At 69.6% G+C, this 25772-nt stretch carries 25 protein-coding genes; 9 read left to right on the plus strand and 16 right to left on the minus strand.

Translation table 11 applies throughout. The features are described from left to right. Positions 1 to 41 precede the first annotated feature (41 nt). The 5 genes from M6D93_RS02225 to M6D93_RS02245 are packed head-to-tail and all read right to left on the minus strand — an operon-like array spanning position 42 to position 4149. Positions 42 to 1052 (minus strand): DNA topoisomerase IB, encoded by a 1011-nt coding sequence (locus tag M6D93_RS02225; RefSeq protein WP_249772608.1) that lies wholly within the window; start codon positions 1050 to 1052, stop codon positions 42 to 44. Next, on the minus strand, positions 1049 to 1660 hold the full coding sequence (locus tag M6D93_RS02230; protein WP_249772610.1) for an SAM-dependent methyltransferase: 612 nt from the start codon (positions 1658 to 1660) through the stop codon (positions 1049 to 1051). The genes M6D93_RS02225 and M6D93_RS02230 overlap by 4 nt, the downstream gene beginning before the upstream one ends. After that, on the minus strand, positions 1657 to 2451 hold the full coding sequence (locus M6D93_RS02235) for a PIG-L deacetylase family protein (protein WP_249772612.1): 795 nt from the start codon (positions 2449 to 2451) through the stop codon (positions 1657 to 1659). The genes M6D93_RS02230 and M6D93_RS02235 overlap by 4 nt, the downstream gene beginning before the upstream one ends. Then, positions 2448 to 3431, minus strand: coding sequence for an acyl-CoA dehydrogenase family protein (locus M6D93_RS02240; RefSeq protein WP_249772614.1), 984 nt, complete (start codon positions 3429 to 3431; stop codon positions 2448 to 2450). The genes M6D93_RS02235 and M6D93_RS02240 overlap by 4 nt, the downstream gene beginning before the upstream one ends. Beyond that, on the minus strand, positions 3421 to 4149 hold the full coding sequence (locus tag M6D93_RS02245) for a glycosyltransferase family 2 protein (RefSeq protein WP_249772616.1): 729 nt from the start codon (positions 4147 to 4149) through the stop codon (positions 3421 to 3423). Before M6D93_RS02245 ends, M6D93_RS02240 begins: the two co-directional genes overlap by 11 nt. 444 nt (positions 4150 to 4593) lie before the next feature. On the opposite strand from M6D93_RS02245, the gene M6D93_RS02250 reads away from it, so the two are divergent. The 5 genes from M6D93_RS02250 (at position 4594) to M6D93_RS02270 (ending at position 9728) form a co-directional block, all read left to right on the plus strand. Beyond that, positions 4594 to 5283, plus strand: coding sequence for a GAF and ANTAR domain-containing protein (locus M6D93_RS02250; RefSeq protein ID WP_249772618.1), 690 nt, complete (start codon positions 4594 to 4596; stop codon positions 5281 to 5283). Positions 5284 to 5375: 92 nt separating this feature from the next. Next, positions 5376 to 6662 carry an acetyl-CoA C-acetyltransferase gene (locus M6D93_RS02255; protein WP_249772620.1) on the plus strand — a complete coding sequence of 429 codons (1287 nt, stop codon included), beginning with the start codon at positions 5376 to 5378 and terminating at the stop codon, positions 6660 to 6662. Positions 6663 to 6752: 90 nt separating this feature from the next. Then, positions 6753 to 8153 carry a 3-oxoacyl-ACP reductase gene (locus M6D93_RS02260; RefSeq protein ID WP_249772622.1) on the plus strand — a complete coding sequence of 467 codons (1401 nt, stop codon included), beginning with the start codon at positions 6753 to 6755 and terminating at the stop codon, positions 8151 to 8153. 3 nt (positions 8154 to 8156) lie between these two features. Beyond that, the gene (locus tag M6D93_RS02265) at positions 8157 to 9029 is read left to right on the plus strand and encodes a MaoC family dehydratase (protein WP_249772624.1); all 873 of its coding nucleotides are present in this window, start codon (positions 8157 to 8159) and stop codon (positions 9027 to 9029) included. Between the two features lie 189 nt (positions 9030 to 9218). Further along, a complete protein-coding gene (locus M6D93_RS02270; protein WP_249772626.1) occupies positions 9219 to 9728 on the plus strand; it encodes a hypothetical protein in 510 nt (169 codons plus the stop codon). Positions 9729 to 9941: 213 nt separating this feature from the next. On the opposite strand, the gene M6D93_RS02275 is transcribed toward M6D93_RS02270, so the two are convergent. Then, a complete protein-coding gene (locus M6D93_RS02275) occupies positions 9942 to 10571 on the minus strand; it encodes an isochorismatase family protein (RefSeq protein WP_249772628.1) in 630 nt (209 codons plus the stop codon). 60 nt (positions 10572 to 10631) lie between these two features. Here M6D93_RS02275 and M6D93_RS02280 point away from each other — a divergent pair, with 60 nt between their 5' ends. Beyond that, a complete protein-coding gene (locus M6D93_RS02280) occupies positions 10632 to 11114 on the plus strand; it encodes an aminoacyl-tRNA deacylase (protein ID WP_249772630.1) in 483 nt (160 codons plus the stop codon). A 32-nt stretch (positions 11115 to 11146) separates the two neighbouring features. On the opposite strand, the gene M6D93_RS02285 is transcribed toward M6D93_RS02280, so the two are convergent. Both M6D93_RS02285 and M6D93_RS02290 read right to left on the minus strand, forming a co-directional pair. Continuing rightward, complete coding sequence (locus tag M6D93_RS02285; RefSeq protein ID WP_249774248.1) at positions 11147 to 13315, minus strand: 3-hydroxyacyl-CoA dehydrogenase NAD-binding domain-containing protein; 2169 nt, start codon at positions 13313 to 13315, stop codon at positions 11147 to 11149. Positions 13316 to 13369: 54 nt separating this feature from the next. Next, positions 13370 to 14587 carry an acetyl-CoA C-acetyltransferase gene (locus tag M6D93_RS02290; RefSeq protein WP_249772632.1) on the minus strand — a complete coding sequence of 406 codons (1218 nt, stop codon included), beginning with the start codon at positions 14585 to 14587 and terminating at the stop codon, positions 13370 to 13372. A 116-nt stretch (positions 14588 to 14703) separates the two neighbouring features. On the opposite strand from M6D93_RS02290, the gene M6D93_RS02295 reads away from it, so the two are divergent. Continuing rightward, complete coding sequence (locus tag M6D93_RS02295; RefSeq protein WP_249772634.1) at positions 14704 to 15498, plus strand: MerR family transcriptional regulator; 795 nt, start codon at positions 14704 to 14706, stop codon at positions 15496 to 15498. A 52-nt stretch (positions 15499 to 15550) separates the two neighbouring features. Here the strand turns inward: M6D93_RS02295 and M6D93_RS02300 are convergent, their stop codons facing one another. From M6D93_RS02300 to M6D93_RS02315, 4 genes are all read right to left on the minus strand, one after another. After that, entirely contained in the window at positions 15551 to 17074 is a 1524-nt protein-coding gene (locus tag M6D93_RS02300) for an FAD-binding oxidoreductase (protein WP_249772636.1), read from the minus strand. 101 nt (positions 17075 to 17175) lie between these two features. Continuing rightward, a complete protein-coding gene (locus tag M6D93_RS02305; RefSeq protein WP_249772638.1) occupies positions 17176 to 18102 on the minus strand; it encodes an alpha/beta hydrolase family protein in 927 nt (308 codons plus the stop codon). A gap of 203 nt (positions 18103 to 18305) precedes the next feature. Next, complete coding sequence (locus tag M6D93_RS02310; RefSeq protein WP_249772640.1) at positions 18306 to 18524, minus strand: RNA-binding S4 domain-containing protein; 219 nt, start codon at positions 18522 to 18524, stop codon at positions 18306 to 18308. Positions 18525 to 18553: 29 nt separating this feature from the next. Continuing rightward, positions 18554 to 19132, minus strand: a complete 579-nt coding sequence (locus M6D93_RS02315; RefSeq protein ID WP_249772642.1) for an HhH-GPD-type base excision DNA repair protein — start codon at positions 19130 to 19132, stop codon at positions 18554 to 18556. A gap of 130 nt (positions 19133 to 19262) precedes the next feature. On the opposite strand from M6D93_RS02315, the gene nhaA reads away from it, so the two are divergent. Then, positions 19263 to 20672: a Na+/H+ antiporter NhaA gene (nhaA, locus tag M6D93_RS02320; RefSeq protein WP_249772644.1), complete on the plus strand. Its 1410-nt coding sequence runs from the start codon at positions 19263 to 19265 to the stop codon at positions 20670 to 20672. On the opposite strand, the gene M6D93_RS02325 is transcribed toward nhaA, so the two are convergent. Together M6D93_RS02325 and M6D93_RS02330 are read right to left on the minus strand one after the other, a co-directional pair. After that, entirely contained in the window at positions 20604 to 21188 is a 585-nt protein-coding gene (locus tag M6D93_RS02325; RefSeq protein WP_249772646.1) for a DsbA family protein, read from the minus strand. The two genes, nhaA and M6D93_RS02325, sit on opposite strands and share 69 nt — an antisense overlap. A gap of 60 nt (positions 21189 to 21248) precedes the next feature. Then, the gene (locus M6D93_RS02330; RefSeq protein WP_249772648.1) at positions 21249 to 22985 is read right to left on the minus strand and encodes an FAD-dependent oxidoreductase; all 1737 of its coding nucleotides are present in this window, start codon (positions 22983 to 22985) and stop codon (positions 21249 to 21251) included. A gap of 168 nt (positions 22986 to 23153) precedes the next feature. On the opposite strand from M6D93_RS02330, the gene M6D93_RS02335 reads away from it, so the two are divergent. Beyond that, positions 23154 to 24053 (plus strand): oxidoreductase, encoded by a 900-nt coding sequence (locus M6D93_RS02335; protein WP_249772650.1) that lies wholly within the window; start codon positions 23154 to 23156, stop codon positions 24051 to 24053. An 18-nt stretch (positions 24054 to 24071) separates the two neighbouring features. On the opposite strand, the gene M6D93_RS02340 is transcribed toward M6D93_RS02335, so the two are convergent. Next, positions 24072 to 24878 (minus strand): hypothetical protein, encoded by an 807-nt coding sequence (locus tag M6D93_RS02340; RefSeq protein WP_249772651.1) that lies wholly within the window; start codon positions 24876 to 24878, stop codon positions 24072 to 24074. 22 nt (positions 24879 to 24900) lie between these two features. Continuing rightward, positions 24901 to 25704: an SDR family NAD(P)-dependent oxidoreductase gene (locus M6D93_RS02345; RefSeq protein WP_249772653.1), complete on the minus strand. Its 804-nt coding sequence runs from the start codon at positions 25702 to 25704 to the stop codon at positions 24901 to 24903. Positions 25705 to 25772 lie beyond the last annotated feature (68 nt).

Raw genomic sequence — 25772 nt, forward strand, 5'->3', positions numbered from 1 at the left:
GTCGTCCGCCTTCGCGCTTGCGCGCAGTCCGCACCTCGGGTTCAGGTGCGCAGTAGCTTGAGGACGGCCTTCTCCAGACTCAGTTGCCGACGCGGGTCGTCCTCGGCGAGCTTGTCCAGCCGGGCCAGCGCCTGGGCGATCGTGTTGCCCGAGTGGAAGAGGTCGACGACCCGGGCGTCCACATAGGATTTGCGCGCTACCGACGGGGTATTGCCCAAATGCTCGGATACCTGGACCATCGCCGCGGCCACGGCTCGCCGGCGGGCGCGGTCACTCGGACGTGTATCGACAGCGAGCATCCCGAGAGCGGCGGCGGCATGCACGGTCCCGTGCCAGGTCCGGAAATCCTTTGCCGTGACCTCCGTGCCCAGCAGGTCCTTGAGGTACTCGTTGACGCTGCCGGCATCGATCCGGGACCAGGACCGTTTCTCCTTGTAGGCAAGCAGAATCTCGTCGGTGTCACGTCGCCGGCGCATCACGTCGATACTCGTGAGCACGGAAGGATCGGTGATCGCGATGTGCTGCTGCTTACCGGATTTCGCGATGAACTCGAACACCAATTCGGGTCCACGCCGGCGGACGTGGCTGCGCAACAGGGTCGTCAGGCCGTACGAACCGTTCTCCGAGGCGTAGCTGTCGCTGCCGATCCGGAAGTAGCCCAGGTCGAGCAGCCGGAACGCCGTGGCCAGCGCCCGTTCCGCGGGCATGCCGGGCAGGTCGAGCGCCTCGGCAACGGCCAGCCGGGCCTTGGGCAGCCGCTGGGCGACCTCCAGCACCCGGTCGTGCTTGGCCAGGTCCCGTTTGACCCGCCACTGCTCGTGGTACAGGTACTGGCGTCGCCCCCGAGCGTCGGTGCCGACGGCCTGGATGTGGCCGTTGTGGTAGGGCGTGATCCAGACGTCCTGCCAGGCCGGCGGGATGACCAGGGCCTTGATCCGAGCGACGTGTTCGGGATCGAGCCGGTCGCCGTGCTCGTCCAGGTAGACGAATCCGGCTCCGGACCGGCGACGGGTCCAGCCGACGCTGCCGGGCGAAACGGTCCGCAGCCTCATTCGCTGACATCCCCGGCGGGCAGCGGGATGTCGTCACTGGTCCACACGTCCAACTGAATCTCCGGATCTAGGTAGCGAGCGTGCCGAGTGAGGGCGAGTTCAGTGCCGAGCGTGGCGTGCATGGCGGCGGTGGTCAGTCGGCGTCTGTCGAAGTCCGGGCGCCAGTGGCAGGCTACGACGGTCCCGTCTCGGCCCACTGATCGTGCCGCCAGTCGGCAGAGCTCGGCCCACGCCGCTTGGTCAAGGTAGTAGCCGAACTCGCTGATCACCACCAGATCCATCGGTTGGTCAACGGGCCACGCTTCGGGCACCAACAATTCGTCCACCGCCACCCACGGCAGATCAGCGGTGCGCCGTCGGCTCCGCCTCACTGCTTCGGGGTGGTAGTCGGCCGCCAGCAGCCGTGAGCACCGCTCGGCCAGCTGCACCGTCAGCTCCCCGTTGGCGCAACCCGGCTCGAACCCGTAGTCGAACCGGGGCTTCGGCAGGCAGGCGAGTAGCAATTGCCGTTTGCGTGACTCGTAGAAGCCGTCGGCGATGTGCCAGGCGTCGGGCCCGGCGCTGTGCATCGTGTCCAGATACCCTTTGTCGATCGAGCCTTCGGTCATCGCAGGTAGACCTCACAGTCACGCACCCAGCGTTGCACCGCCCAATCGGGCAGGATCGGCTCCGCTCCGGTCGAGGGATCCGGGGTGAGCTGACTCAGGAAGCAGCTGACCGCACGGCGTTTGCGCAGTTGAGTGAAGGCATCCAGCGGCAGTCGAGCCGCTGCGGCAACGGGAAACTGCTCCGGACGCGCCCAGTGCCAACCCCAGATCGGCGCCTGCAGTACGGTCGCACCGAGCTTGCGGCAGGCCGTCATCGTCGCCTCCGCCACGCTTTCGTGGTCGGGGTGCCCGTCCAGCCGCCACGGCGAGACGACGACGTCGCCGGGCATGAGCAGTTCGCCCAGTGCCGCGGCCAACCGGGTGCGCTGCGCGGTGACCGCACCGTCGTCGATCCCCAGGGAAATCACCCGATTGACCTGAACGCCCAGCACTTCGAGGGCCCGGGACCGTTCCAGTGCGCGTTGGGGAGTCAGCACGTCCTGTGGCCACAGCCGCGAACCGGGATGGCTGCCACCTCCGTCCGTGACCGCCAGTACCAACGTGTCGTGTCCGGTGGCGGCGGCCAGGCACAGCAGTCCGGCGCTGCCGAGCACCTCGTCGTCGGGATGCGGGGCGACTACCACCAACCGAGCGCGCTCAGGCAGCAGATCACCCAGGCCGACCTCGGTCATGTCCGCCCAGCCGGACCAGCTCTGCCAGCGCTCCTCCGGCGTTCCGCACCCGATGATGGTGCGGTCGGCACCGTCCAGGCTCTGGTTGACCAGGCGCATGCCGCTTCCGTCGTCGTTCACAGCCGCCACTCCGCCCGGTGCTCGTGCGCGACGGCGCGGCCCAGGGTGGCGAGGTCCCGCTCGGCGTGCGACTGGCGGACGAACACCGCGAGGTCGGCGAAGCGTTGCGCCAGGTCAGGATCTCGGCAGAGGGGCCCCGCCCCGAGTGCGCGCCCAGCTCGACCGAGCACCAACTGGACGTGCTGCTCGGCGGCCTCCCTCGCCCGTAGTGCGGCGATCATCGCCGGGGCCGAGGGATTCTCGTCGATCCAGGACGCGGTGGCGCGCAACAAGGCACCGACCGACGTGGCCGAGACGTCGATCGCGCCGAAGTGCGCGGCACTGTGGGGGTCGTCGCGGCTGTCCACGGCGCCGGCCAGGGCCGCCACGAACGGGACGACTCCGCCGAACCAGCAGGCCGCGACCCCGGCTCCGCCGTGCCAGAATCCCGCCCGGTCGACGTAGTCCCCGGGAGCGCCCACCAACGTCGCCGGGACGTCGTCGAACAGGACGTCACCGCTGGGCACCCGGCCCATCCCGACGGCGGCCCAGCCCTCGTCGGTGACCGACACCCCGTCGTGGTCGAGCCGGATCGCGACCAGGCACTGACGTTCGTCGGCCGTCCAGGCCGTGACCAGCGCGTGGGTCAGCCACGGTCCACCCGAACACCAGGCCTTGCGCCCGCTCACGGTGACCGCGGACGAAACGCCGGAAGCCGGTGGTTGCGGGCTGCTGACCCGCAACCGCGCGCTGGGTGGTTCGGCGGCCCACACGGCCCAACTGGTGTCCGCGGCGGGTGCCGGGGCTCCGAGTTCGGCCAGGATGGCCAGAGCGTCGGCGTGTGATTCGACGAGCTTGACCAAGCCGACGTCCTCGGCCGCGACGGCGGCGAGAAATTGCCATCGTTGCAGCGTTTGCCCTTTGCCCGGCAGGGGAAGCTCACCGGCCCCGGTGGCGATGAGGTCATCGAAGCGAGCGCGCAGGCCGGGTTCAGCCGACATCGGCCACCTCCGCCGCGAGCGCCCGCAGATGGCCGGCGAAGCCGCCCGGCGCGCGGTTGTGGCGCCGGGCGCTGGTGATGACCGGTAGGTCCGCGACCCACACCATGGGCAGGTTGAGCCGACTCACGGTGGCGATCAGTCCCACGTCCTCGTGCTCGGTGACCCGGGGGAATCCGCCGGCCCGCAGGTAGGCGTTCGCGCTCAGGCCGAGGTTGGCTCCGTGCACGTGTCCGTGGCCGGGTTCGTGCCGGTAACCGAGCAGATAACGATCGACGACGTCGGGCTGGTGCTCGCTCCAGTCGCGGACCTGCACCGTCCCGGCGACCACCTCGGCCCCGTTGGCGTGATGGGTCAACTGGGCGGTGAGCCAGTCCACCGGCACCAGGGAGTCGGCGTCGGTGGAGGCCAGCCAGAGCCGGTCGGTCGGGTATCGCCTGATGAGCGAGCGCATTCCGTCGTCGCGAGCAGCCCCTACACCACCTTGTCGGCAGGACAGGACACGAATGCGCGGCCAGCCGGCCGACGTCGGCACGCGGGCGGCCGTTCGATCCGTGCATCGATCGAGAACCACGACCACCTCGACGCGATAGCCCATCGAGCGGGCGGATTCGGCGGCCACGAGGATCGAGGTAAGGCAGGGACCGAGGTGGTCCTCCTCGTTGTGCGCAGGTACGACGACGCCGATGTATCGCTGGGATCGTGGCTCGGTCCTGGTCACCCTCCGTCCGGCAGGGCGAACGGATCAGGCTCGGGAACGGGGACGGGGACGGGTTCGGGAACGGGGTCGGGTCCAGGCTCGGGAACGGGGGCAGGCCCGGGCTCGGGAACCGGGACAGGTCCGGGTTCGGGAACCGGTCCGGGTTCGGGAACCGGCCCGGGATCGGGAATCGGGGATGGGCCGACCGGGTCCGGACCCGGGCTCGGCGGCGGAACCGACGGTCCGGGAGTGATGGGGGGAATGGTCATGACGCCTCGCTGTGTCCAGAGCCGGTCCGCGGATGCAGCTGCCGCGAACGGCGGGACCGGCCGTCAGGCTGCCCGGTTGAGCCGTCCATTCCAAACTACCGACGCCCGGTGCCTTTGCAAACCCGCTGCCCGGGACCGGCGATTACGCTGTCCCTCCGGAAGTAGCGCGCGGGCGTGGTACGGGAAAGGAACGGGGATGGCAGATCTGGATCTCGCGCAACTGTTCGCCGAGATGGCGACCAACCTCGACCAGCAGCCGACCGTGGACGAGGCCTTGGAGGAGACCGTCCGAATGGCCGTCGAGGCGGTTGGCTCGGCCGATCACGCCGGGGTCTCCTGGTGCGTGCGGCGCCGGGAGGTCGATACCCCCTACGCCACGACGAGCCTCGTCAAGGAGCTGGATCGCATCCAGTACGAGTTGGACGAAGGCCCGAGCCTGGAGGCTTTCGAGGAGGGTGTGGCCACGCTGGTTCGCGACACCAGCACCGACGAGCGCTTTCCGCGGTACTCGGCGGCAGCGCTCGAACGCGGAGTGCGCAGCGTGCTCAGCTGCGCGCTGTCCTCCCCGCGCCGGACGATCGGGGCACTGAACTTCTACGCGATGCACCCGGACGCTTTCGACGACTACGGCGTCGAGCTGGCCAAGATCTACGCCTCGCACGCTTCGATCGTGCTGGCCAACCGCTCGCTCGAGCAGGACCTCCAGGTCGCCGTCGACACCCGCGGAACCATCGGCCAGGCCATGGGAATCCTCATCGAAAGGCATCGCATCAGTCCCAAGAACGCCTTCGACATGCTGGTCCGCGGATCCCAGCAGAGCAATATGAAGTTGCGTGATCTGGCCGCCCACATCGTCGACACCGGACTGGACCCTTCCGCCGTCTGAGTCGGCTGGGCCACACCCGGATGCGCGGCACCGGGTTACCCGATACCGTGAGTACCGCACACATCAGCGAGGCATCCCGAGGAGGTCCAGCCGTGTCGATTCGCCGCGCCGCCGTTGTCGGTGGCAATCGCATCCCGTTCGCCCGCGCCAACGGCCCGTACGCCCGGGCCTCCAACCAGGACATGCTGACGGCAACCCTGGACGGTCTCGTGGCCCGGTTCGGGCTGCAGGGGGAGCGCCTCGGCGAGGTCGCGGCCGGCGCGGTGCTCAAGCACTCGCAGGACTTCAACCTGACCCGGGAATCCGTGCTCGGCTCGGCCCTGTCGCCGTTCACGCCCGCCTACGACGTGCAACAGGCCTGCGGAACCGGGCTGGAAACGACGATCCTGGTGGCGAACAAGATCGCCCTCGGCCAGATCGACTCCGGCGTCGCGGGCGGTGTCGACACCGTTTCCGACGCGCCGATCGCCGTCAGTGAGGGACTGCGCACGGCGCTCCTGAACGCCAACCGCGCCAAGGACGTCACGGGTCGGCTCCGGGCGCTCGCGAAGATCCGACCCGCTCACCTGCTGCCGAACCCGCCCTCGAACTCCGAACCACGCACCGGCTTGTCGATGGGTGAACATCAGGCCATCACGACGGCGGAGTGGCAGATCTCCCGTACCGCTCAGGACGAACTCGCCGCCGCCAGTCACCAGAAGCTGGCCGCCGCCTACGACCGCGGCTTCATGGACGATCTCCTCACGCCCTTCCTCACCCTGACCCGGGACCAGAATCTGCGCCCGGACTCCACCGCCGAGGCGCTGGCCGCGTTGTCACCCGTCTTCGGCACCAGGCTGCCGAACCCCACGATGACCGCGGGAAATTCGACTCCGCTGACCGACGGAGCGTCCACCGTGCTGCTGAGCAGCGATGAGTGGGCCGCCGAGCACAACCTGCCGGTGCTGGCTCACTTCGTCGACGCCGAGACCGCGGCCGTCGACTACGTGCACGGCGACCGCAAGTACGACGGCCTGCTGCTCGCTCCGACCCATGCGGTTGCCCGCCTGCTGGAACGGAACAAGCTGACCTTCGACGATTTCGACTTCTTCGAGATCCACGAGGCCTTCGCCTCGACCGTCCTCGCCACCCTGGCGGCCTGGGAGGACGCTGACTTCTGCCGGGATCGGCTCGGCCGGTCCGCTCCGCTGGGCGCGATCGACCGCAGCAAGCTCAACGTCAACGGTTCCTCACTGGCGGCCGGGCATCCGTTCGCCGCAACCGGCGGCCGGATCGTCGCCAGCCTGGCCAAGCAGCTGCACGAGAAGGGGTCCGGCCGCGGCCTGATCTCGATCTGTGCCGCCGGTGGCCAGGGCGTGGTCGCGATCCTGCAAGCCTGACCACGCCCCGGTAGCCCATCGCCGGCAGAGGCCGTGCCCTCTGGCCGGCCACCGGTTCTTCCCTCCCGTCCCGTCGAGAAAGGCAGGTCGATGTCCGACCGCTACCTCACCCTGATCAACTCGCCGTTCGGCCGGACGGTGGCCACCCGGGTGGGCCTGCCCCGCCCCGGGGTGCTGCGCCGGTACCAGCTCGGGGACCCAGTCCTCGAGGGCCCGCTCCGTCTGGGACGCGTCGGCGCCGACGGGATCAAGGGCCTGCCCGAGCTGCTCACCGGCGTCGGCCTCGGCCTTGTCGAGGGTGACAGCGAGGTCGTCTCTCAAGACCGCGATGCCTCATGCGGTGTCGGCTCGGTCAGCACTCGCGAGACCGGACGGCAGCGCTGGTCGGGCCTGGTCTTCGACGCCAGCGCGGCGTCGCGGCCCGGCGAGTTGGCCGAGCTTCGGGACTTCTTCGCCGGTGCCCTGCGGCGGCTGGCGCCCGCCGGGCGGGTGGTGGTGATCGGGCGCCAGCCGCAGGGGCAGGACCCGGTGCTCGACGCGACCCGCAACGCCCTGGACGGCATCATCCGGTCCTTGGCCAAGGAGTTGCGCGCGGGCGCCACCGCCAATCTCGTGCTGCTCACCGGCGACGCCGATGCCGCTGCCCTGGAAGGGCCGTTGCGCTTCCTGCTGTCCGGCCGTTCGGCCTACGTCGACGGTCAGGTGCTCGTGGTGGGCGCTCTCGCGGACGAGTCCGGTGTCGCGGACTGGAACCAGCCGCTGGCCGGCCGGGTAGCAGTGGTGACCGGAGCGGCGAGGGGAATCGGCGCGGCGATCGCCGCCGCCCTGGCCCGAGACGGAGCACGGGTCATCGCGGCGGACCTGCCCGCCGCCGGCGAGGCGCTGTCGAAGGTCGCCAATCAGGTCGGCGGCACCGCCCTGCAACTGGACATCGCCGCCCCGCAGGCGGCTGGCCGGCTGATCCAGCACGCCGAGACCCGTTATGGCGGTCTGGATCTCGTCATCCACAACGCCGGCATCACGCGCGACAAGCTGCTGGCGAACATGTCCGTCAAGCATTGGGACTCCGTCCTCGCGGTCAATCTGGAAGCGCAGTTGCTCCTCAACCGGGCGCTTCTGGACTCGGGCCTGTTGCGTGCTGGTCATCGGCTCGTCAGCCTGGCCTCCACCAGCGGTATCGCCGGAAACCGTGGCCAGACCAACTACGCGGCGTCCAAGGCAGGCGTCATCGGGATGGTGCGCTCGTGGTCGAGCGAGGTGGCCGCGCAGGGCGGCACCATCAACGCGGTGGCCCCCGGGTTCATCGACACCGACATGACGCACGCGATGCCCTTTGCCACCCGCGAGGTGGCCAGGCGGCTGAACAGTCTTCAGCAGGCGGGCCTGCCGGTGGACGTCGCCGAGGCGGTCGGCTTTCTCTGCTGGCCGGCGAGCAGTGGCGTGAACGGGCAGGTGCTCCGGGTGTGTGGCCAGAACCTGGTCGGTGCTTAGCCGATGACCCACCCGAGTCGGCAGCTTCCGGTGAGCCCTGCGCTTGCGCCGCTGTACGCCCGCGCGGTGTTCGGCGGAAGGTTCAAGCGCTCGTCGCGTGCGCCGGGTGCCCAGCGCGTGACCGTGCTCGGGCAGCATGTCGACGGCGACCGGTTGGCCGCCTACCAGCGCCTGTGCGGCTTTCGCGTCTCGGACGTTGTGCCCCCGACCTACCTGCACCTGGTGGCCTTTCCGCTCTCGCTCGCGCGGATGACCGAGGCTGACTTTCCCTTTCCGGTGCTGGGCCTCGTGCACGTCCAGAACGCGATCACCCAGTTCCGGCCGGTCAGGCTCGGCGAGGTCGTCGACGTCGAGGTCTGGGCCGCTGACCTGCGCCCGCACCCGGCCGGTCAGCAGATCGATCTCGTCAGCCAGGCCTCGGTCGACGGCCAGGTGGTGTGGGGCGAGCGCAGTACCTACTTGCGTCGAGGACACTCCGCTGACCGTGATCGCCGTACCGCGGGCCGGGCGGATCACCACCCAGCATCAGCATCGACCGCTCCGGTGCTGCGATGGCCGGTGCCCCGCGACATCGGCCGGCGGTACGCGGCGATCAGCGGTGATCGCAATCCGATCCACCTGCACGCGCTGACCGCCAAGGCCTTCGGATTCCCCCGGGCGCTCGCGCACGGCATGTGGGTCAAGGCCCGGGCCCTGGCCGCGTTCGAAGGGCGCCTGCCCGACTCGTTCACCGTCGAGGCCGCGTTCAAAACCCCGGTGTTCGTCGGCTCCGCCGTCGAGATGTCGGCTGAGCCCAGCCCGGACGGCTGGGCCTTCGAGGTGCGCGACGTGCGCACCGCCAAGCCCCACCTGCGCGCGCAGCTCGTCGCCGGCTGACCCGCTGTCTCCGTGCCTTGGCGCCGTGTGAGGGTCGATACGAGGTAGCGATGTGAGGGGGCGACGTGAGGTGGGCATCAATGGTCGGTCGGCACCTGTCGGCTCGGCGCCCGGGCTGGGTAGGGTCTGGGTCAACACTCGATCGGGCCAAACCGTGCGCTCGTCGACTCTGGAGATTGGACGAGTGACATGAACTATCTCTGGCGTGGGCTGGCCATCGGCGCGCTGCTTGGTGCCGCTGTCGGGCTCCTGCTCGACTTTGCCAAGAAGACGAAGGTAGCCGTGTCCGAGGGCTACGCCACGACCAAGCAGGCCGTGTCCGAACACGGCCCGGAGGCGGCCGCGGCCCTCAAGGGCTTCGCCCAGCACGCCGCCGAGCAGGTCCGCGATGCCGATCTGGCCGCCAAGGTCAAGGACATCGCTTCGGACATCGCCTCCGATGTCGCCGCGAAGACGGCCGAGGTCGCTCCGGTCGTGGCCGAGAAGGCGAAGGACGCTGCCACCGTTGCCGCGCATGCTGCCGCGGACAAGGTGAGTGAGGTCGCTCCCGTGGTGGCGGAGAAGGCCAAGGCCGCGGCGGACGTCGCTGCGGAGAAGGGGCGGGCAGCGGCCGAACTCGTGGCCGAGAAGGGCAAGTCGGTGTCGGACGCGGCTACCGCGAAGGCCGGCGAAAAGGCACAGGAGTTCCGCGACCGCTGAGCGCGATCTGTTCGGCCGGAGATCGCTAAAACCATCGATATCGGGCTAGACACGGACACTCGTAGCGGCAATGATTAAAAGGTACCCACGGGTAGCGTCCCTGGGCGCGATCAACAGAGGGCAGGCAGGGTAGGGGCACGGCTCGATTCCCCCGGTCGGGTCCGGCTCACCTATCCTGCCTGTCGTACGTCATGCCCAGCCGACCCGGGCAGCTCAGAGGAGAACGCCGCCGGCGGTGACTATCGCGGCGCGAGCTGCCGCTCCCGACTCCGGGGTCACCGGCACGGTGAGTTCGGTCAAGAGCCGGACGCCGAGACCGAGCCGCAGCGCATCCTCGGCGCTGGCCCGGACGCAGTGCGATTCAGCGATGCCGCAGACGTCCAGATCCGTCACCGCAAGGCGAGCCAGCAGCGAAGTCAGCGCCACGCCGTCGTCGTCCGTTCCGTCGAAGGCCGAATAGGCCGCCGCGTGCTGGCCTTTCTTCACCGCAATGTCCGCGCCGTGCTCGCCGAGAGCGGCGGCCACCGCGGGATGCAGTTGCGCGTTGGGCGAGCCGGCCAACCCGTGCGGTGGCCAGGTGTCGACGAAATCCGGGGTGTCCGAGAAGTGTTCGGCGGGGTCGATGTGCCAGTCCTGGCTGGTGATGATGGCGACGTAGTCCTCGCGGTGATCCCGGAGGTGATCGGCGATCCTGAAGGCGGTGTCGTTGCCGCCGCTCACCGGCAGTTCGCCTTCCTCGCAGAAGGTCGGCTGCACGTCGACGATCAGCAGCGCACGCGGCGGCGGCGTCGTGTCCGGGGCCGTGTCGGGGGTCGTATCCGAGCTGGTCGGGTGAATGGTCACCGGGACTCCGTTCGCCGCTACGGTTAGATTCAATCAGCGTAACGATGGGACGAGCGAGCAGTGATACCGCAGGAGCAGGGCCCGAGGGAGCGCGCCGAGGCGGCCGTCGAGGCCTCGGGCCTGGCGTACACCGTCACCGAGCACGGGCCGGTCGCGAGCCTGGCCGAGGCCGCCACGGCACGAGGCCTCCAACCGGCCGACATTCTCAAGACCTTGGTGGTGCGGAGGTCGGAGGACGATTTCGTGTTCGTCCTCGTGCCCGGCGATCGTCAGATCTCCTGGCCCAAGCTGCGTGAGCTGCTCGGCGTCAACCGGCTGTCGATGCCGGACAAGGAGGTGGCGCGACAGGTGACCGGCTACGAGCGAGGAACGATCACGCCGTTCGGTGCGCTTCGTCCGTGGCCGGTGATCGCTGACCTGCGCCTGCTCGGGCGCGATGTCTCGATCGGCGGCGGCGCGCACGGCGTCGCCTTCACCGTCGCCGGCTCGCCGCTGGCCCAGGCATTGTCGGCTCAGGTCGCGGACGTCACCGAGCCGCTCTGACCGAGCCGCTCTGACCGAGCCGCTGTGACCGCTCAGAAGCGTTCGCCGTCGGCCGCCATCGCGCGTAGCAGGGCGTTGGGGGCGAACCGCTCCCCGTGACTCGCGGCCAACTCGTCCGCACGGGCGACGAAGCCGGGTAGGCCGCTTCGTCCCTCGGACCCGTGGTAGCTGTTGATGTACTGCAGGACGCCGCCCGTCCACGCGGGGAAGCCGATGCCCATGATCGAGCCGATATTCGCGTCAGCGGTCGTGGTGAGCACACCCTCGGCCACGCACCGGGCAGTTTCCACGGCCTCGGCGAAGAGCATGCGCTCCTGCACCTCGGTCAGGTCCACCAAGGACGGATCACCGGCCACCGGGAACTCCGTCGCCAGTCCTGGCCACAGGCCGCTCCGTTTGCCGTCCTCGCCGTAGTCGAAGAATCCCTTGCCCCGCAGGCGTCCTGGCCGCCCGAGCTCGACCATACGATCGATCACCGCCTCGCCGGGATGCGCTGGGTACCGGCCGCCGGCGTCCTCGACCGCGGCCCGGCTCTCGTTGCGGATCTTGACCAGCAGCTCCAGGTTCAGCTCGTCGGTGAGCTGCAGCGCACCGACCGGGTAGCCGGCCTGGGTTGTGGCCTGCTCGATGGTGGCCGGGGCGATCCCCTCGCCGAGCATGGCCAGCGCCTCGTTGACGAAGGTTCCGATAACCCGGGAGGTGAAGAAGCCGCGGCTGTCGTTGACCACGATGGGGGTCTTGCCGATCTGCTGGGCGAAGTCGAGCGCGCGGGCCAGCGCCTCGTCCGAGGTCTGTTCGCCGCGGATGATTTCCAGCAGCGGCATCCTGTCCACCGGAGAGAAGAAGTGCAGGCCGATGAAGTCCTGCTGCCGCTTCACGCCCGACGCCAGCGCGGTGATCGGTAACGTCGAGGTGTTCGACCCGAGCAGCGCATCAGCCGCCACCGCGGGCTCGAGCTCGCCGAAGACCTCGTGCTTGAGCGAGACCTTCTCGAACACGGCCTCGACCACCAGGTCGCAGCCTCGCAGCTCGGCATAGTCGGCCGTCGGGGTGATCCTGGCCAGCACCTCGTCGCGGGCCGCCTCGGTGATCGTCCCTCGCGAGAAGGCCTTGTCCAGCAGGCGTCTCGAGTAGTCCTTGCCCTTCTCGGCAGCCTGGACGTCGACGTCCTTGAGCACGACGTCGATGCCGTTTCGGGCGGCGACGTAGGCGATTCCCGCTCCCATCATCCCGGCGCCGACGACGGCTACCCGGGTGGCGGGTCGAGGTTGGTGGCCGGCCGGCCGCGAACCGCCGGCGTTGATCGAGTTCAGGTCGAACCAGAACGCCTGGATCATGTTCTTCGCCACCTGACCGCGCGCGAGATCGAGGAAGTACCGGCCTTCGATCTTCAGAGCGTTGTCGATGTCGACCTGGGATCCCTCGACGGCCGCGCACATGATGTGATGCGGGGCCGGCATCGGAGCGCCCTTGAGCTGCTTGCGCAGGCTGGCGGGAAACACGGGCAGCATCGCGGCCAGGGACGCGTCGGCGGGCGTCCCGCCGGGGATTGTGAAGCCCTTGCGATCCCACGGCTGCGCCGCGTCCGGATTGGCGAGGATCCAGCGCCGCGCGGCCGCCCGAAGCTCGTCGAGGTCGTTGACGAGCTCGTCGATCAGGCCGATCTCCTTGGCTTGCGCCGGCCTGAGCCGCTGGCCCTGCAGCAACACTTTCATCAAGCCGTCCTGGAGGCCGAGCAGACGCGTCACCCGGGTGACTCCGCCGCCGCCGGGCAGCAAGCCCAGGGTGACCTCGGGGAGTCCGAAGCGCGCGTTGCCGTCGTTGACGGCGATGCGGTGGTGGCAGGCCAGGGCGATCTCCAGGCCACCGCCGAGGGCGGTTCCGTTCAGCGCGGCCACGACCGGACGGCCGAGCGTTTCCAGCGACCGGAGCTGGGCCTTCATGCCCTCGACCGCGGCGCTGAACTCCGAGGCGTTGTCCTCGGTCACCTGCGACAGCAGGCGAAGGTCGCCCCCGGCGAAGAACGTCGACTTGGCCGAGGTGACCACGACGCCGGTGATCTCGTCCCGGGCCGCCCGCAACCGCGTCACAGTGACAGCCAACGAGTCTCGGAACAGCTCGTTCATCGTGTTCGCTCGTTGGGTCGGGTCGTCCATCGTCAGGGTGACGATGCCGTCCGCGTCCTGGTCCCAGGAGATCATGTTCGACTCGTCCGTCCGTTCGGTCACTGCGCTCCTGATTGTCGGTGTGGGCATTCAGCTGACCCGCTCGACGATCGTGGCCACGCCCATACCGCCGCCGACGCAGAGGGTGGCCAGTCCATAGCGCTGGTCGCGCCGCTCCAGTTCGTCGATGAGGGTGCCCAGGATCATCGCGCCGGTCGCGCCCAGCGGGTGGCCGAGGGCGATCGCACCACCGTTGACATTGACCCGCTCGTGCGGCACGTCCAGGTCGCGGAGGAACTTCATCACGACGGCGGCGAAGGCCTCGTTCACCTCGAACAGGTCGATGTCGGCAACGCCAAGACCCGCCTTGGCCAAGGCTTTGCGCGCCGCCGGGGCCGGACCGGTGAGCATGATGGTCGGCTCTTCGGCCACCACGCCGGTGGCGACGATTCGAGCGCGCGGAGTCAATCCGTGAGTGGCGCCGGCCTGTTCGCTGCCGATCAACATCAGGGCCGCCCCGTCGACGATTCCGGAGGAGTTACCCGCGGTGTGCACGTGGTGGATCTCGGGAACCCAGTGGTACTTCTGCAGGGCGACGGCGTCGAAACCGCCGAGGGCGCCGATGCCGGCGAAGGACGCCGGCAGCCCCGCCAGCGTCTCGGTGGTCGTTCCCGGCCGGGGAAACTCGTCGACGTCGAGCACCGTCCGGCCGTTGAGATCGAGCACCGGGACGACCGAGCGGGCGAATGCCCCGTCGGCCAAAGCCTTTGCCGCCCGGTCCTGGGACTGGACGGCGAACAGGTCGACATCCTCGCGGGAGAAGCCCTCCATGGTGGCGATCAAATCGGCCGAGATGCCCTGCGGGACGAAGCTGGTGCTGTAGGCCGTCTCCGGGTCCATCGCCCACGCGCCGCCGTCGGAGGCCATCGGGACCCGCGACATCGACTCGACTCCGCCGGCGAGCAACAGGTCCTCCCACCCGGAGCGCACCTTCTGCGCGGCGGTGTTGACGGCCTCCAGACCGGAGGCGCAGAAACGGTTGAGCTGAAAACCAGGCCCGGACTTGACCAGCCCCGCGGCGAGCGCTGCCGTGCGCGCGATGTCGGCACCCTGATCGCCGATCGGGGTCACGACGCCGAGAATGACGTCCTCGATCGCGGCCGGATCCAGATCGGGGTTGCGCTGCTGGATCGCCGAGATCAGCCCGACCAGCAAGGACACCGGCTTGGTCGCATGCAGCGAGCCGGTCTTCTTCCCGCGCCCGCGTGGTGTCCTGATCGCGTCGTAGATGTAGGCCTCGGTCGTCATGGCTGACATCTCCTCTGTCGGGTCGGGCGGTCGACCCGACACTATGCTGACACCGTAACTGTCACAGTCGTGGCGTAACAGTGTTGGTGCTGTCACATCCGTCAAGTGGAGCCGCCGTGTCCGAGCCCAGGGCCGCCAGACCCGCCGCCGAGGTCGCGCCTGCGGACTCGGAGGTCCCGCGTCCGGAGTCCGAGGGCGGCCGCCCCGGTCCGGAGCGGATGCTGACCGTCGACGAACTGGCGGCCCGCACCGGAATGACCGTCCGAACGGTACGTTTCTACGCCGCGGAGGGGCTCCTGCCGCCCCCGTTGCGTCAGGGCCGCATCGCCTACTACGGGCCGGCGCACCGAATGCGGCTGGACTTCATCCGCGAACTGCAGGAGTTCGGCTACACGCTCGCGGGAATCGAGCGCTACCTGGCCCGGATCCCACCGGAGGCCACCGCGGGGGAGCTCGCGGTCCATCGGGCGTTGCTGGCGCCGTGGGAACCACAGCGTGCCTGCGAGCTCGACCTCGACGGCCTGCAACAACGCGCCGGGCGGACGCTGGACGACATGGACCTGGAATTCCTCGCTGCCATCGGCATCATCGCCCGCCACGGTGATCACTTCCGGGTCACCCCGTCGATGCTCGCGGTGGGCGTCGAACTGCTGGGGATGCCGGTCCCGCTGGAGGTGCTGCGCGAGGCCGCCGTAGTCATCCAGAGCCACGCCACGGCGGCGGCCGAGGGGCTGACCGAAGTCTTCCGTGCCGGGATCTGGGAGCCGTTCCATCGCGGCGAGGTCAGCGGTGCCGACGCCGATCAGCTCGCCACGGTCGTGGCCCGCCTTCGGCCGATCGCGGTGCAGGGCTTGGTGGCCGCCTTCGAGAAGGCCGCCGACCGCGCCGTGCGCGGCGTTCCCCGAGCGTGAACGGCACGGCAGCGCCACGCGAGACCTGCCTCACGTGGCGCTGCCGGCTGGGTCAGCTCAGCGGATGGTTGGCCTTGATCAAGCCCGCCGGGTCGAATTGTTCCTGAACGGCAAGCAGCCGCGGCAGGACGTCCGGAGTGTGAAACGTCGAGGCCGGCGCGCTGTCCTCGACGAAGTTCGCGTACTGACGCGCGCTGGCCCACGGGCGTAACGCCGCCACCAGCCGCTGGACGTCGGCGCTGACCTGTGCGTGAGCCTCGGGCGTGGGCGCGATCCCGACTCCGAAGGCCAGGAAGCGCCCGGTGAACCGGTCCACGGCCCCTCCGCCGACGGCGGGACGGCCGATCGCTCCCCCCAGGTGCCGGATGTCGACCGCCAGCAGGGAGGTCTGCGCCTCGGGCCCGGCGAGCTCCAGGATCCGTTCCAGTGCCTCCACCGGCAGGTCGTCGATCATCACACCGCCGCCCGCGGCCGGTGTCGGGGTGGGCGGGTCCATGTGGATCGTGCCGAGCTCGGTGGGTGCCATCGGAGCGAACAGGTTCACGACCGGATCGAGAATCTCCAATGGAGACAGCAGTTTCTGCGCCGTCTCGGAGTCGGCCGCGACCGCTCCGTCCACGGCGACGAACGACTGACCGCGCAGGAAGTCGGGGAGTTCGGGCAGCGGGGGAAGTCGGAGCAACCGGACGCACGAGGTCACCCGTTCGTCGAGGTCACGGGTCCAGCGCTCGTAGCCGGCCAGGACCTCCGCCGCTCGGGCGAGGGGAAAAAGCATCGCGCCGGCGTACACGTCCGGCATCGGATACGCCTTGAATTCCAGGGCAATGACGATCCCGTGATTACCACCACCGCCGCGCAGGGCCCAGAACAGCTCGGCGTTCTCGGTGGCATCGGCACGGCGTAGCACCCCGTCGCCGGTGACGACCTCGATCGCCGTCACGCTCGACACGGCCAGGCCGAGGCTGCGTGACAACCAGCTGTAACCGCCGGACAGGGTGTAGCCGACCACGCCGACGTCCGGGGAGGATCCGGCCAGCGCGGCGTATCCGGTCCCGGCCAATACGGCATTGACATCGCCCCAGAGCGCACCGGCCTCGGCCCGCACGGTCGCTGTGGACCGGTCGAAGCTCACCTGGTTCATGCGGATGGTTCGCAGCAGGATGGTGCGTTCGAGATCGCCGAGCGGCCCGGCGTTGTGGCCGCCGCCCTGGGGTGCGACCCGCAAGCCGTTCGCCGCCGCGAACCGGAGCACGGCGACGACGTCCGCGGCGCCGGCGGCGAACACGACGGCTGCCGGCCGCTGGTCGATGGACAGGTTCCAGGCCAGCCGCGACCGGTCGTAGTCCGCGTCGCCGGCGGCGACGAGTTCGCCGCTGAGGACGTCGCCCAGCGCGGCGAAGTACGGATGCACCGCGGAGACGTCATAGTCGGCAGCGGCAGCGGCAGCGGCAGCGGCAGCGGCGGCGGGAAGGTTCTCGCTGTGGCTGAACGGGAACGGGGCGTCGGCCCGGGCGAGGGTCTGCTCGCGGTGGGCGCCGGGGATCGTCGCGTTCGGCGAACCCTGGGTGTAGCTCATGACTGGCTCCTCATCGATTGTGTCGATGGCCGGATTCGGCCATCGGGAATCAAGGAGCAAGATCGGTCGGCCGCGATACCGGCCGACAGTGAGAAGTTCCCTCAGCTCGTGAGGGACTCCAGTGCGGACAGCGCGGCCGACCACGCCGGCGTCGTGATGTCGATCAAGCTGAAGTGATCGCCGGGGACGGTGTGCAACTGCGCCACGGCGCCCGCGCCTCGTGCGGCGTCGACATAGTTCTGGCTTTGCGAATAAGGAACATTGACGTCGGCATGGGCGTGAATGCAGTGAAGTGGAACGCTCAAGGGCAGCTGCAGCGTCGGGTCGGCCCAGCGATACCGTTCGGGGTGCTGCGCCGGGCTGCCACCGATCAGATCCGGGACCGCGGAGCCGCCGACACCGTGCACCGCAGCGCTGGTCAGGTCGAGCACACCGGCTTGGGCGACCACACCGGCGATCGCGACAGCCGGCCGCGAACCAGGCGCGGCGCTCGGCAGTGTCGATCGGGCCGCCGCCCACGCCGCAAGCTGGCCGCCCGCTGAGTGGCCGAGCGCCAGGACCCGGCTCGGCACCGAGTCGATTGCGCCGAGGGCGTCGAAGGCGGCCGCGACGTCGGTGAGAGTGCCCGGCCAGCCACCACCCGAACCGACCCGGCGGTATTCGATGTTCCAGGCCGTCCAGCCCCGGCGGGCGAGATCGGCGGCCAGCGGGGCCCCGAGGTCCGCTCCGTACTCCGAGCGCCAGAATCCGCCGTGGATGACCACGATCGTGGCGTCACGGTCGGCGGTCCGGGGCCGATACAGGTCAGCCCACTGGGACTCGTCCGAGCCGTAGCGGTGTCGTTCGGGGCTGCGCACGCCCCCTGCGGTCGACGCGGTAGCCGGCCGGGCGGCTGTCATCGTGACGCCGGAGGCCGCTGACGATCGCCTGCCCAAGGAGGCCGAGCAGGCGCTCAGGGTTGCGGTCGTAGCGGCCAGGCCCAGCAGGCCGAGCAGGCTGCGGCGCGGGATCGGCGGGCCAGAAGACATGGTGATGGTTCGGAACCGGCACCCCCAGCGGATGCCCGTTGAGGTTGCCCTCGTTGTCGCCCAGCCGCTGTTGAGGTTGCCCTCGTTGTGGCCCAGCGGCCGTTGAGGTTGCCGTTGTTGTCGCCTGGCCGCTGTTGAGGTTGCCCTCGTTGTCGCCCAGCGGCCGTTGCGCGGGGCAGCGGTCCAGAGCGGGGCCCGAGCGGTTACTTCGCGCGGGTGGCCACCGTGAACTTCTGTCCGCCGAGCGCTACGACATCTCCAGCGTGCAGTTGCCGCCCCCGGCGGGTCTCGATCTCGCCGTTGACCAGCACCAGCCCATCGGCGAGCAGTGCTTTGACGTCCGAGCCCTGCTCGACCGCGTCGGCCAGCTTGAGGAACTGTCCCAGCCGGATGTCGGCGTCCCGAATCGTCACGTCACTCATGGGTCCATCATCACCCACCGGGCCTGCGGTCAGCTCGGTGACTTCGACTTGGCCGCTTTCTGCTCCTTCTTGAACGTGCGGACCTTCATCAACGATCCGGCATCGACCACGTCGGCCACCGAACGATGTGAGCCGGCCTCGCCGTAGGGGCCGGCGGCCTCGCGCCATCCTGCCGGCTGTACGTCGAACTGTTTGCCGAGCAGCGCGGTGAAGATGCGGGCCTTCTGCTGACCGAAGCCGGGCAGTCCGGCGATGCGGCTGACCAGTTCGTCGCCGCTGGTGGCCGTCGTCCAGATGGTCGCGGTATCGCCGTCGTACTGCTCGACGAGGGCTCGTCCCAGCTCCTGTACACGCTTGGCCATTGCCGCCGGGAACCGGTGCAGCGCGGGCACTTCCCGAAAGAGTGCCTCGAACTGGTCCGGGTCGAAATCGGCGATCGAGCGGGCGTCCAGGCGCGGGGTGCCCATGCGCTCGGCCAGTACGGCGGGCGAGGTGAAGGCCTTCTCCATGGGGATCTGCTGGTCGAGCAACATGCCCACCAAAAGCGCCAGCGGGTCCTCGGCGAGCAGTGCGTTGGCGTCGTCGGTGGTTGCCAGGTGCAGCGTCATAGCGTCCATTGTGCGGCCCGAACTGTGGCGACACGCCGGGGACGAACCAAAGTTCGGGCCGCACAATGTCTATGGGGGTGCTGGTTATGCTCAGGGTCACGGTGGTCGGGGGCGATATGCAGGGGGATCGATGACGACAAGCCTGCGGCCCGGGCCACCACTGCGGTTCACCACACCCCAGATGACGCCCTCAGCCCGGCGCTTCATCGCCAACGAGGCTGGCAGCGCAGCCGTGCTCCTCGGCGCCACCGTCATCGCGTTGGTGTGGGCCAACTCGCCGTTCTCGACCAGTTACTTCCACTTCTGGAACACCCCGGTCCGGTTGGACGTCGGTCGTTTCGGACTGGACCTGGACCTGCGGCACGTCGTCAACGACGCGGCCATGGCGGTGTTCTTCCTCGTGCTGGGCCTGGAGATCAGCCGCGAAACCGTTGCCGGGGAGTTGCGAAACCGCCGGACGCTGGCCGTACCGGCCTGCGGCGCCATCGGCGGCATGGTGGTGCCGATCGCCATCTATCTGGCCATCAACCACAGTGGTCCGGCGGCCCACGGGTGGGGCATCGTGATGTCCAGCGACACCGCCTTCGTGCTCGGGGTGCTGGCGCTGTTCGGACCCCGCTGTCCCGATCAGCTCCGGTTGTTCCTGCTCGCCCTGGCGGTGGTCGACGACATCGGTGCCATCTCCGTGATGGCCATCTTCTACACCGACCACGTGCACCCGGTCGCTCTGGCCATCGCGCTGGCCCTGTTCGGCTGCTTCGTCCTGCTGCGCTGGTTGGGGGTCTGGCGGCTCACTCCGTTCGTGCTGCTGGGCCTTGGATTCTGGCTGGCCACCTACGCCTCCGGCGTCCATCCGACGCTCGCGGGGGTGTTGACCGGGCTGATGGTTCCGGCCTATTCCGCCGAGGAATCCCGGCGGCGCGAACTGCTGGTCTTCGGTCGAGCCCTCATCGAAAACCCGTCGGCGGCCGGCGCGCGGCTGGCCTCGCTGGCCGCCTCCGCCACGGTTTCGGCCAGCGAGCGGCTGCAGAACTGGCTGCACCCTTGGTCGGCGTACTTCGTCATACCGGCGTTCGGGCTGGCCAACGCGGGCGTCTCGCTCAGCCCGCGCACCCTCGCCGACGCGGTGCACTCCGAGGTCGCGGTGGGCATCGCCGTCGCGCTGGTCGTCGGAAACGCTGTCGGTATCACGCTGTTCTCCACGATCGCCCTGCGGACACACATCGGGACGCTGCCCGGACGGGTTCGCTACAGCCACCTGTTCGGTGGCGCCGTGCTGGCCGGAATGGGCTTCACGATCTCGCTGTTCATCACCGATCTGGCCTTCGACAGCGCGACGCTGCGGGACGAGGCGAAGATCGGGATTCTGGCCGGCTCCCTGCTCGCGGCCCTGCTCGGTGCGTGGATCCTGCGCATCATGGGCGAACGCACGCCACTGTGCACGCCGGCCGGTGACGACGCCCCGGCCGCGCTACCGCCGCTGCCATGGTCGGCGCCCGGATTCGGCCCGGCCGGTCCCGCTGTCGGCACCCGCCAGTAGCCCGGACGCCCGGCGCAACGAGTTCAGGTCGAGTCGTCCTTCGTAGGCGGTGCCGTCGATGAACAGCGTCGGCGTCGCCGAGACTCCGGCCTGCAGGCCGGCAGCGTAATCAGCTTGGACGATCGGGGCGAACTGCTGAGCGGTGTCACCGACAGCCTGGTCCGGATCACCGCCGACGGAAGAGGCGTACAGGCGCAGGTCGGCGTCGGTCAGCCGAGCCTGGTGCTGAAAGAGCTTGTGATGCATACGCCAGAACGCCTCGGCCCCGGCAGAAGCGTTGACCGACTCAGCGGCCAGGGCGGCGGTCAACGCGTGCGGGTGCACCTCGAACAGCGGGAAGTTGCGGAAGATCAGCCGGATCCGGCCGTCAGAGGAGTCCACGAGCTCCTGCAGGACGGGCGCGACGCCGGCGCAGTAGGGGCATTCGTAGTCGCCGAACTCGACGATGCACAGGGGCGCGTCGGGACTGCCGTAGACGTGCAGAACCTCCGCCGCCGGCGGGTTCATCGCGCTCATGCGCACACGGTACCGCCGCCACCCCGCAGCCTGTGGAGTGCAAGGGCCGCCGGCGGAAACCTACGCGAGGCGGGTGGGTCCCAGTTGCAGGGGCGCGAACTGCAAGGCCGCCGGCGCGTGTGCGGGTACGGCCGGGTTCTTCGGCGCGACCGGGTCCAGCCGGCGGTAGGGCTGTCCGAGCGCCGGACGCGTGTCCTGCTCACCGGCGTTGGGCCACAGGGCCATCGCCCGCTCGGCCTGTGCGGTGATCGACAGGGACGGGTTGACGCCCAGATTGGCCGACAGCGTCGAGCCGTCGACCACGTGCAGTCCGGCGTAGCCGTACAGCCGGTGGTACGGGTCGATGACCCCGGTCTCGGCCGAGTCACCGATCGCGCAGCCACCGATGAAGTGGGCGGTCATCGGGATGTTGAAGAGGTCTCCGTAGGTGCCGCCCGGCACTCCGCCGATGTTGTCGGCCAGTTGGCGGGCGGCCTGGTTGGCGACCGGGATCCAGGTCGGGTTCGGTTCGCCCGCGCCCTGGGTGGAGGTCAGTTTGGCCTTGCCGCGCCTGGACTTTCTCAATCGCACCGTGATCGAGTTGTTCAAGGACTGCATCACCAGCAAGATGATGATCCGCTCCGACCAGTGCCGCGGGATAGCCGTCGTGAAGATAAGCGACGGGTTCGAACGCGCCACCGACAGCCATTCCCGCCAGCGCCGCGCGGGAGTGCCTCCCTCGGTCAGTGCGGTGGTGAGAAGGCCCATCGCGTTACTGCCCTTGCCGTAGCGCACCGGTTCGATGTGGGTGTCCGGGTCCGGGTGCCAGGATGAGGTGATGGCCACTCCGTGGGTGTAGTCGGCGCGCCGGTTCTTGGTCAGTGCCCCGAGCAGGGCCTCGGAGTTCGTCCGGGTCAGATGCCCCAGGCGCGGCGAGATGTCCGGCAGGCTGGTCTCGCGCAGGGTGTGCAGCAGCTTCTGGGTGTTGTACGTCCCGGCCGAGAAGACGACCTGCTCGGCGGTGAACGTCCGACGATGCCGGCGCGCCAGGGGGCCCCCGGTACGGACCGTGTCCACGGCGTAGCCGCCCGCTCGCAGCGGGCGAACCCCGGTGACGGTGGTCAGCGGGTGCACGACGGCTCCGGCCCGTTCGGCCAGGCCGAGGTAGTTGGTGGTGAGGGTGTTCTTGGCGCCGTGCCGGCAGCCGGTCATGCACTCGCCGCACTCGATGCAGCCGGTTCGCTCCGGTCCGGCGCCTCCGAAGAACGGGTCCGCGACCCGCTGCCCGGGCTCCTTGCGGCCCTCCCGCCCGAAGAACACCCCGACCGGCGTCATCCGGAACGTGTCGGCCCGATCGAACTGTTCGGCCAGCCGGAGCATCTCGCGATCCGACTGCGTCATCGTCGGATTGACCGTTACACCGAGCATCTTCTTCGCCTGCCGGTAGTACGGGGCGAGTTCATCGGCCCAGTCGGTGATGTGGGCCCACTGGGGGTCGGCGTAGAAGGCGGCCGGCGGCTCGTAGAGCGTGTTGGCGTAGTTGAGCGAACCACCTCCGACGCCGGCGCCGGCCAGGATCACGACGTTCTTGAGCAGGTGGATGCGCTGCATTCCCGTGCACCCCAGCGCCGGCGCCCAGACAAAGTTGCGGATGTCCCAGGAATTCTTCGGGGTGTTGTGCTCGTCGAAGCGTTGGCCGGCCTCGACCACGCCGACCGAGTAGCCCTTTTCGGTCAGCCGCAGAGCCGAGACGCTGCCGCCGAATCCGGAGCCGATCACGACCACGTCGTAGTCGTGGCTGTTGGCCGGACGGGTCACGGGCTAACTCCTCACGGCAATGGGCGATCAAGCTCAGGTCAGGTCAGGTCACGACGGGGTCGGCGCCGGCCCATACATATTCTGCCGGTTTGTAAACGATGCCGCACGGGCAAGTATTTGTCGACCGGAACGCCTCCCGACGGTGGCGCCCGTCGTTAGGGTGAGTTCGTGCCCCAACCGCCGTCCTCGTCACCGCCGGATCAGCCGGTCACGGACCGATCTCGCAAGCATCGCACCGAAGTCGTGCTGGTCACCGGCTGTTCCTCGGGGATCGGGGCCGCCACCGCAGCCCGGCTGGCGGCGGCCGGCCACATCGTCTACGCCAGTGCGCGACAGCCGGACACGCTCGCCGCCCTGACTGTCGGCGGATGCCGCCCGCTGGCGCTGGACGTCACCTCCGAGGAGTCGATGACCGGCGCCGTCGACCGGGTCCTGGCCGAACAGGGACGGATCGACGTCCTGGTCAACAACGCCGGATACGGCCAGTACGGCCCCATCGAGCAGATTCCGATCGAGCAGGTGCGCCAGCAGTTCGAGACGAACGTCTTCGGCCTCGTCCGGCTCACCCAACTCGTCCTGCCGGGCATGCGCCAGCGCAGGCACGGGCGCATCGTCAACGTCTCGTCGATGGGCGGCCGGACGACGTTGCCCGGGGGCGGGATCTACCACGCTTCCAAGTACGCGGTCGAGGCGGTGAGCAATGCGCTGCGGCTGGAAGTGCGCCCCTTCGGCGTGCAGGTGGTGCTGATCGAACCCGGGGTGGTGCGGACCCCGTGGTCCGAGCAGGCACTCGGGCATCAGCAGTCCACCGGAACCGAGAACGACCCGTACGCGCGGTACAAGCAGGGCGTCGAGGTCTCCTTCGCCAGTGCCTTCACAGGATCGTTGGCCAAGCTGTCGATCAGCCCGGACCAGGTCGCCGAGGTCATCGAGCGAGCGGTGGCCGCGCGCCGCCCCCGGGCCCGTTACCTGATCAGCGCCATGGCCAAGTCCCTGGTGCTGCTCGACGCCGTGCTGCCGGACCGGATCCACGACGCCGTCCTGCGCCAGCAGTATCACCTGCCCTGACCGACCGGGAGGGCGCGCCTAGGCCGACGGGCGCACCGCCGCCCAGGCCACGGTGAGCTCGCCGAGCCGATGGCGGGCCGGCCCGTCGAGCACGGGCCAGCTCTCGGCCACGGTCGCGGCCATGGCTTGCCAGCGCTGCCGCGGGCCGAAGGGGGCCAGCCCGGCATGCAGATCCCAGGCACTGTCCATCGCCTGCAGCAACGCGTGGATCGGCTCTCCGGCCACGTTGCGGTGGATCAGGGCTTTCACCAGCCGGTCGGCCACGTCGGAGGGCCGGTGCAGGAAGTTCAACCGGCAGCTGATCGTCAGGCTCTGGGGCCCGGACGCCTCCAGCAGCACCCAGGTCCCACGTCGGCCGAGCTCGTCGCAGGTGCCCTCGACGGCTGCCCCGCCGGCGGCCAGGCCCGACTGCATGCTCGCCCACGCCGCCGGTACCGCCGACTCCGGGTACTGCCTCAGGACGTTGGCCGCCCGGACCAGGACGGGACGGTTGCCGGCCAGCTCGAAGCCACCGCGCGCGAAGGACAGCCCCGGTCCCGCCGCGGGCTCGGCGGCGCGGACCCGGTCGGGATCGATCTCCAGCCCGAGTACGTGGACGTCGGCTCGCACGGCGCGAAGCCGGGTGAACAGTTCGACGGCGGTGACCGGCGAGTCGCCGTAGCCGAGATCGATGACGAGCGGGTTGTCCGCGGCGCCGAGCCGGGCCGCCAACCGGGCGGCGATCCACTGGTCCATCCGCCGCAGCCGGTTCGGGTTCGTCGTCCCGCGGGTGGGGATCCCGAGCGCGCGGGCCCGTCCGGCCGCCAGCCGCGGTTGCTTGGGCACCCCTGGCTCCGCCACGGCCCGGTCAGGTGAGGGGGCCGCGGGCGAGCTTGTAGGACGCGGCCTGAGCGACCGGCTTCACCGTTACCGCGTCGATGTTGACGTGGGCCGGGCGGGTGGCGACGAAGGCGATGACGTCGGCCACGTCCTCGGCGGTGAGCGGGTTGTCGACCCCGTCGTAGACCGCCGCGGCGCGCTCGGCGTCACCGCCGAAGCGCACGAGGGAGAACTCCTCGGTGGCGACCATGCCCGGGTCGATCTCCGACACCCGGATCCGGCGTCCGTTCAGCTCCAGCCGGAGCGTTTCCATCATCGCGCGGGCGCCGTACTTGGCCGCGGAGTACCCACCGCCTCCGGGATAGACCCCGTGGCCGGCAATCGAGCCGGTCAGCACGATGTGACCGCCCGATCCCGCCGCCAGCGCGGGCAGCAGGGCCTGGGTGACTCGCATGGCTCCGAGCACGTTGGTCTGGTACATCGTGAGCCAGTCCGCGGGGTCGGCGTCGGCGACCGGATCGAGCCCGACCGCGCCGCCCGCGTTGTTCACCAGCAACGTCAACTCCAGGCCATGCTCGCCACCGCTGGTTGCCGCCGACACTGCCTCGCTCAGCCGGGCGACCGACTCGGGCGACGTGACGTCCAGCTCGACCGCCGTGATGGACCCGGCGGATTCGGCCGCCAGTGATCTGAGCCTGTCGATGCGACGGGCGGCAGCCCAGACCGTGAAACCCTCGGCCGCGAGCCGCCGGGCCGTCGCGGCCCCGATACCGCTGGAGGCGCCGGTCACGACGGCGAGGCCACGAAGGGGAGAGGACGCTGAGGAAGTCACGTCCGCGATTGTTCCCGACGAGGATGCGGCATGATCGAAGAGGTGCCCGTCGCGACCAGCGGCCGCCC

Source organism: Jatrophihabitans telluris (assembly GCF_023516435.1).
GTDB lineage: Bacteria > Actinomycetota > Actinomycetes > Mycobacteriales > Jatrophihabitantaceae > Jatrophihabitans_A > Jatrophihabitans_A telluris.

Coding starts and splice junctions, on each gene's coding strand:
- M6D93_RS02225 (WP_249772608.1), bottom strand. CDS start 1,052: ATGAGGCTGCGGACCGTTTCGCCCGGCAGCGTCGGCTGGACCCGTCGC.
- M6D93_RS02230 (WP_249772610.1), bottom strand. CDS start 1,660: ATGACCGAAGGCTCGATCGACAAAGGGTATCTGGACACGATGCACAGC.
- M6D93_RS02240 (WP_249772614.1), bottom strand. CDS start 3,431: ATGTCGGCTGAACCCGGCCTGCGCGCTCGCTTCGATGACCTCATCGCC.
- M6D93_RS02250 (WP_249772618.1), top strand. CDS start 4,594: ATGGCAGATCTGGATCTCGCGCAACTGTTCGCCGAGATGGCGACCAAC.
- M6D93_RS02260 (WP_249772622.1), top strand. CDS start 6,753: ATGTCCGACCGCTACCTCACCCTGATCAACTCGCCGTTCGGCCGGACG.
- M6D93_RS02265 (WP_249772624.1), top strand. CDS start 8,157: ATGACCCACCCGAGTCGGCAGCTTCCGGTGAGCCCTGCGCTTGCGCCG.
- M6D93_RS02270 (WP_249772626.1), top strand. CDS start 9,219: ATGAACTATCTCTGGCGTGGGCTGGCCATCGGCGCGCTGCTTGGTGCC.
- M6D93_RS02285 (WP_249774248.1), bottom strand. CDS start 13,315: ATGATCTCCTGGGACCAGGACGCGGACGGCATCGTCACCCTGACGATG.
- M6D93_RS02290 (WP_249772632.1), bottom strand. CDS start 14,587: ATGACGACCGAGGCCTACATCTACGACGCGATCAGGACACCACGCGGG.
- M6D93_RS02300 (WP_249772636.1), bottom strand. CDS start 17,074: ATGAGCTACACCCAGGGTTCGCCGAACGCGACGATCCCCGGCGCCCAC.
- M6D93_RS02305 (WP_249772638.1), bottom strand. CDS start 18,102: ATGTCTTCTGGCCCGCCGATCCCGCGCCGCAGCCTGCTCGGCCTGCTG.
- M6D93_RS02310 (WP_249772640.1), bottom strand. CDS start 18,524: ATGAGTGACGTGACGATTCGGGACGCCGACATCCGGCTGGGACAGTTC.
- M6D93_RS02315 (WP_249772642.1), bottom strand. CDS start 19,132: ATGACGCTGCACCTGGCAACCACCGACGACGCCAACGCACTGCTCGCC.
- nhaA (WP_249772644.1), top strand. CDS start 19,263: ATGACGACAAGCCTGCGGCCCGGGCCACCACTGCGGTTCACCACACCC.
- M6D93_RS02325 (WP_249772646.1), bottom strand. CDS start 21,188: ATGAGCGCGATGAACCCGCCGGCGGCGGAGGTTCTGCACGTCTACGGC.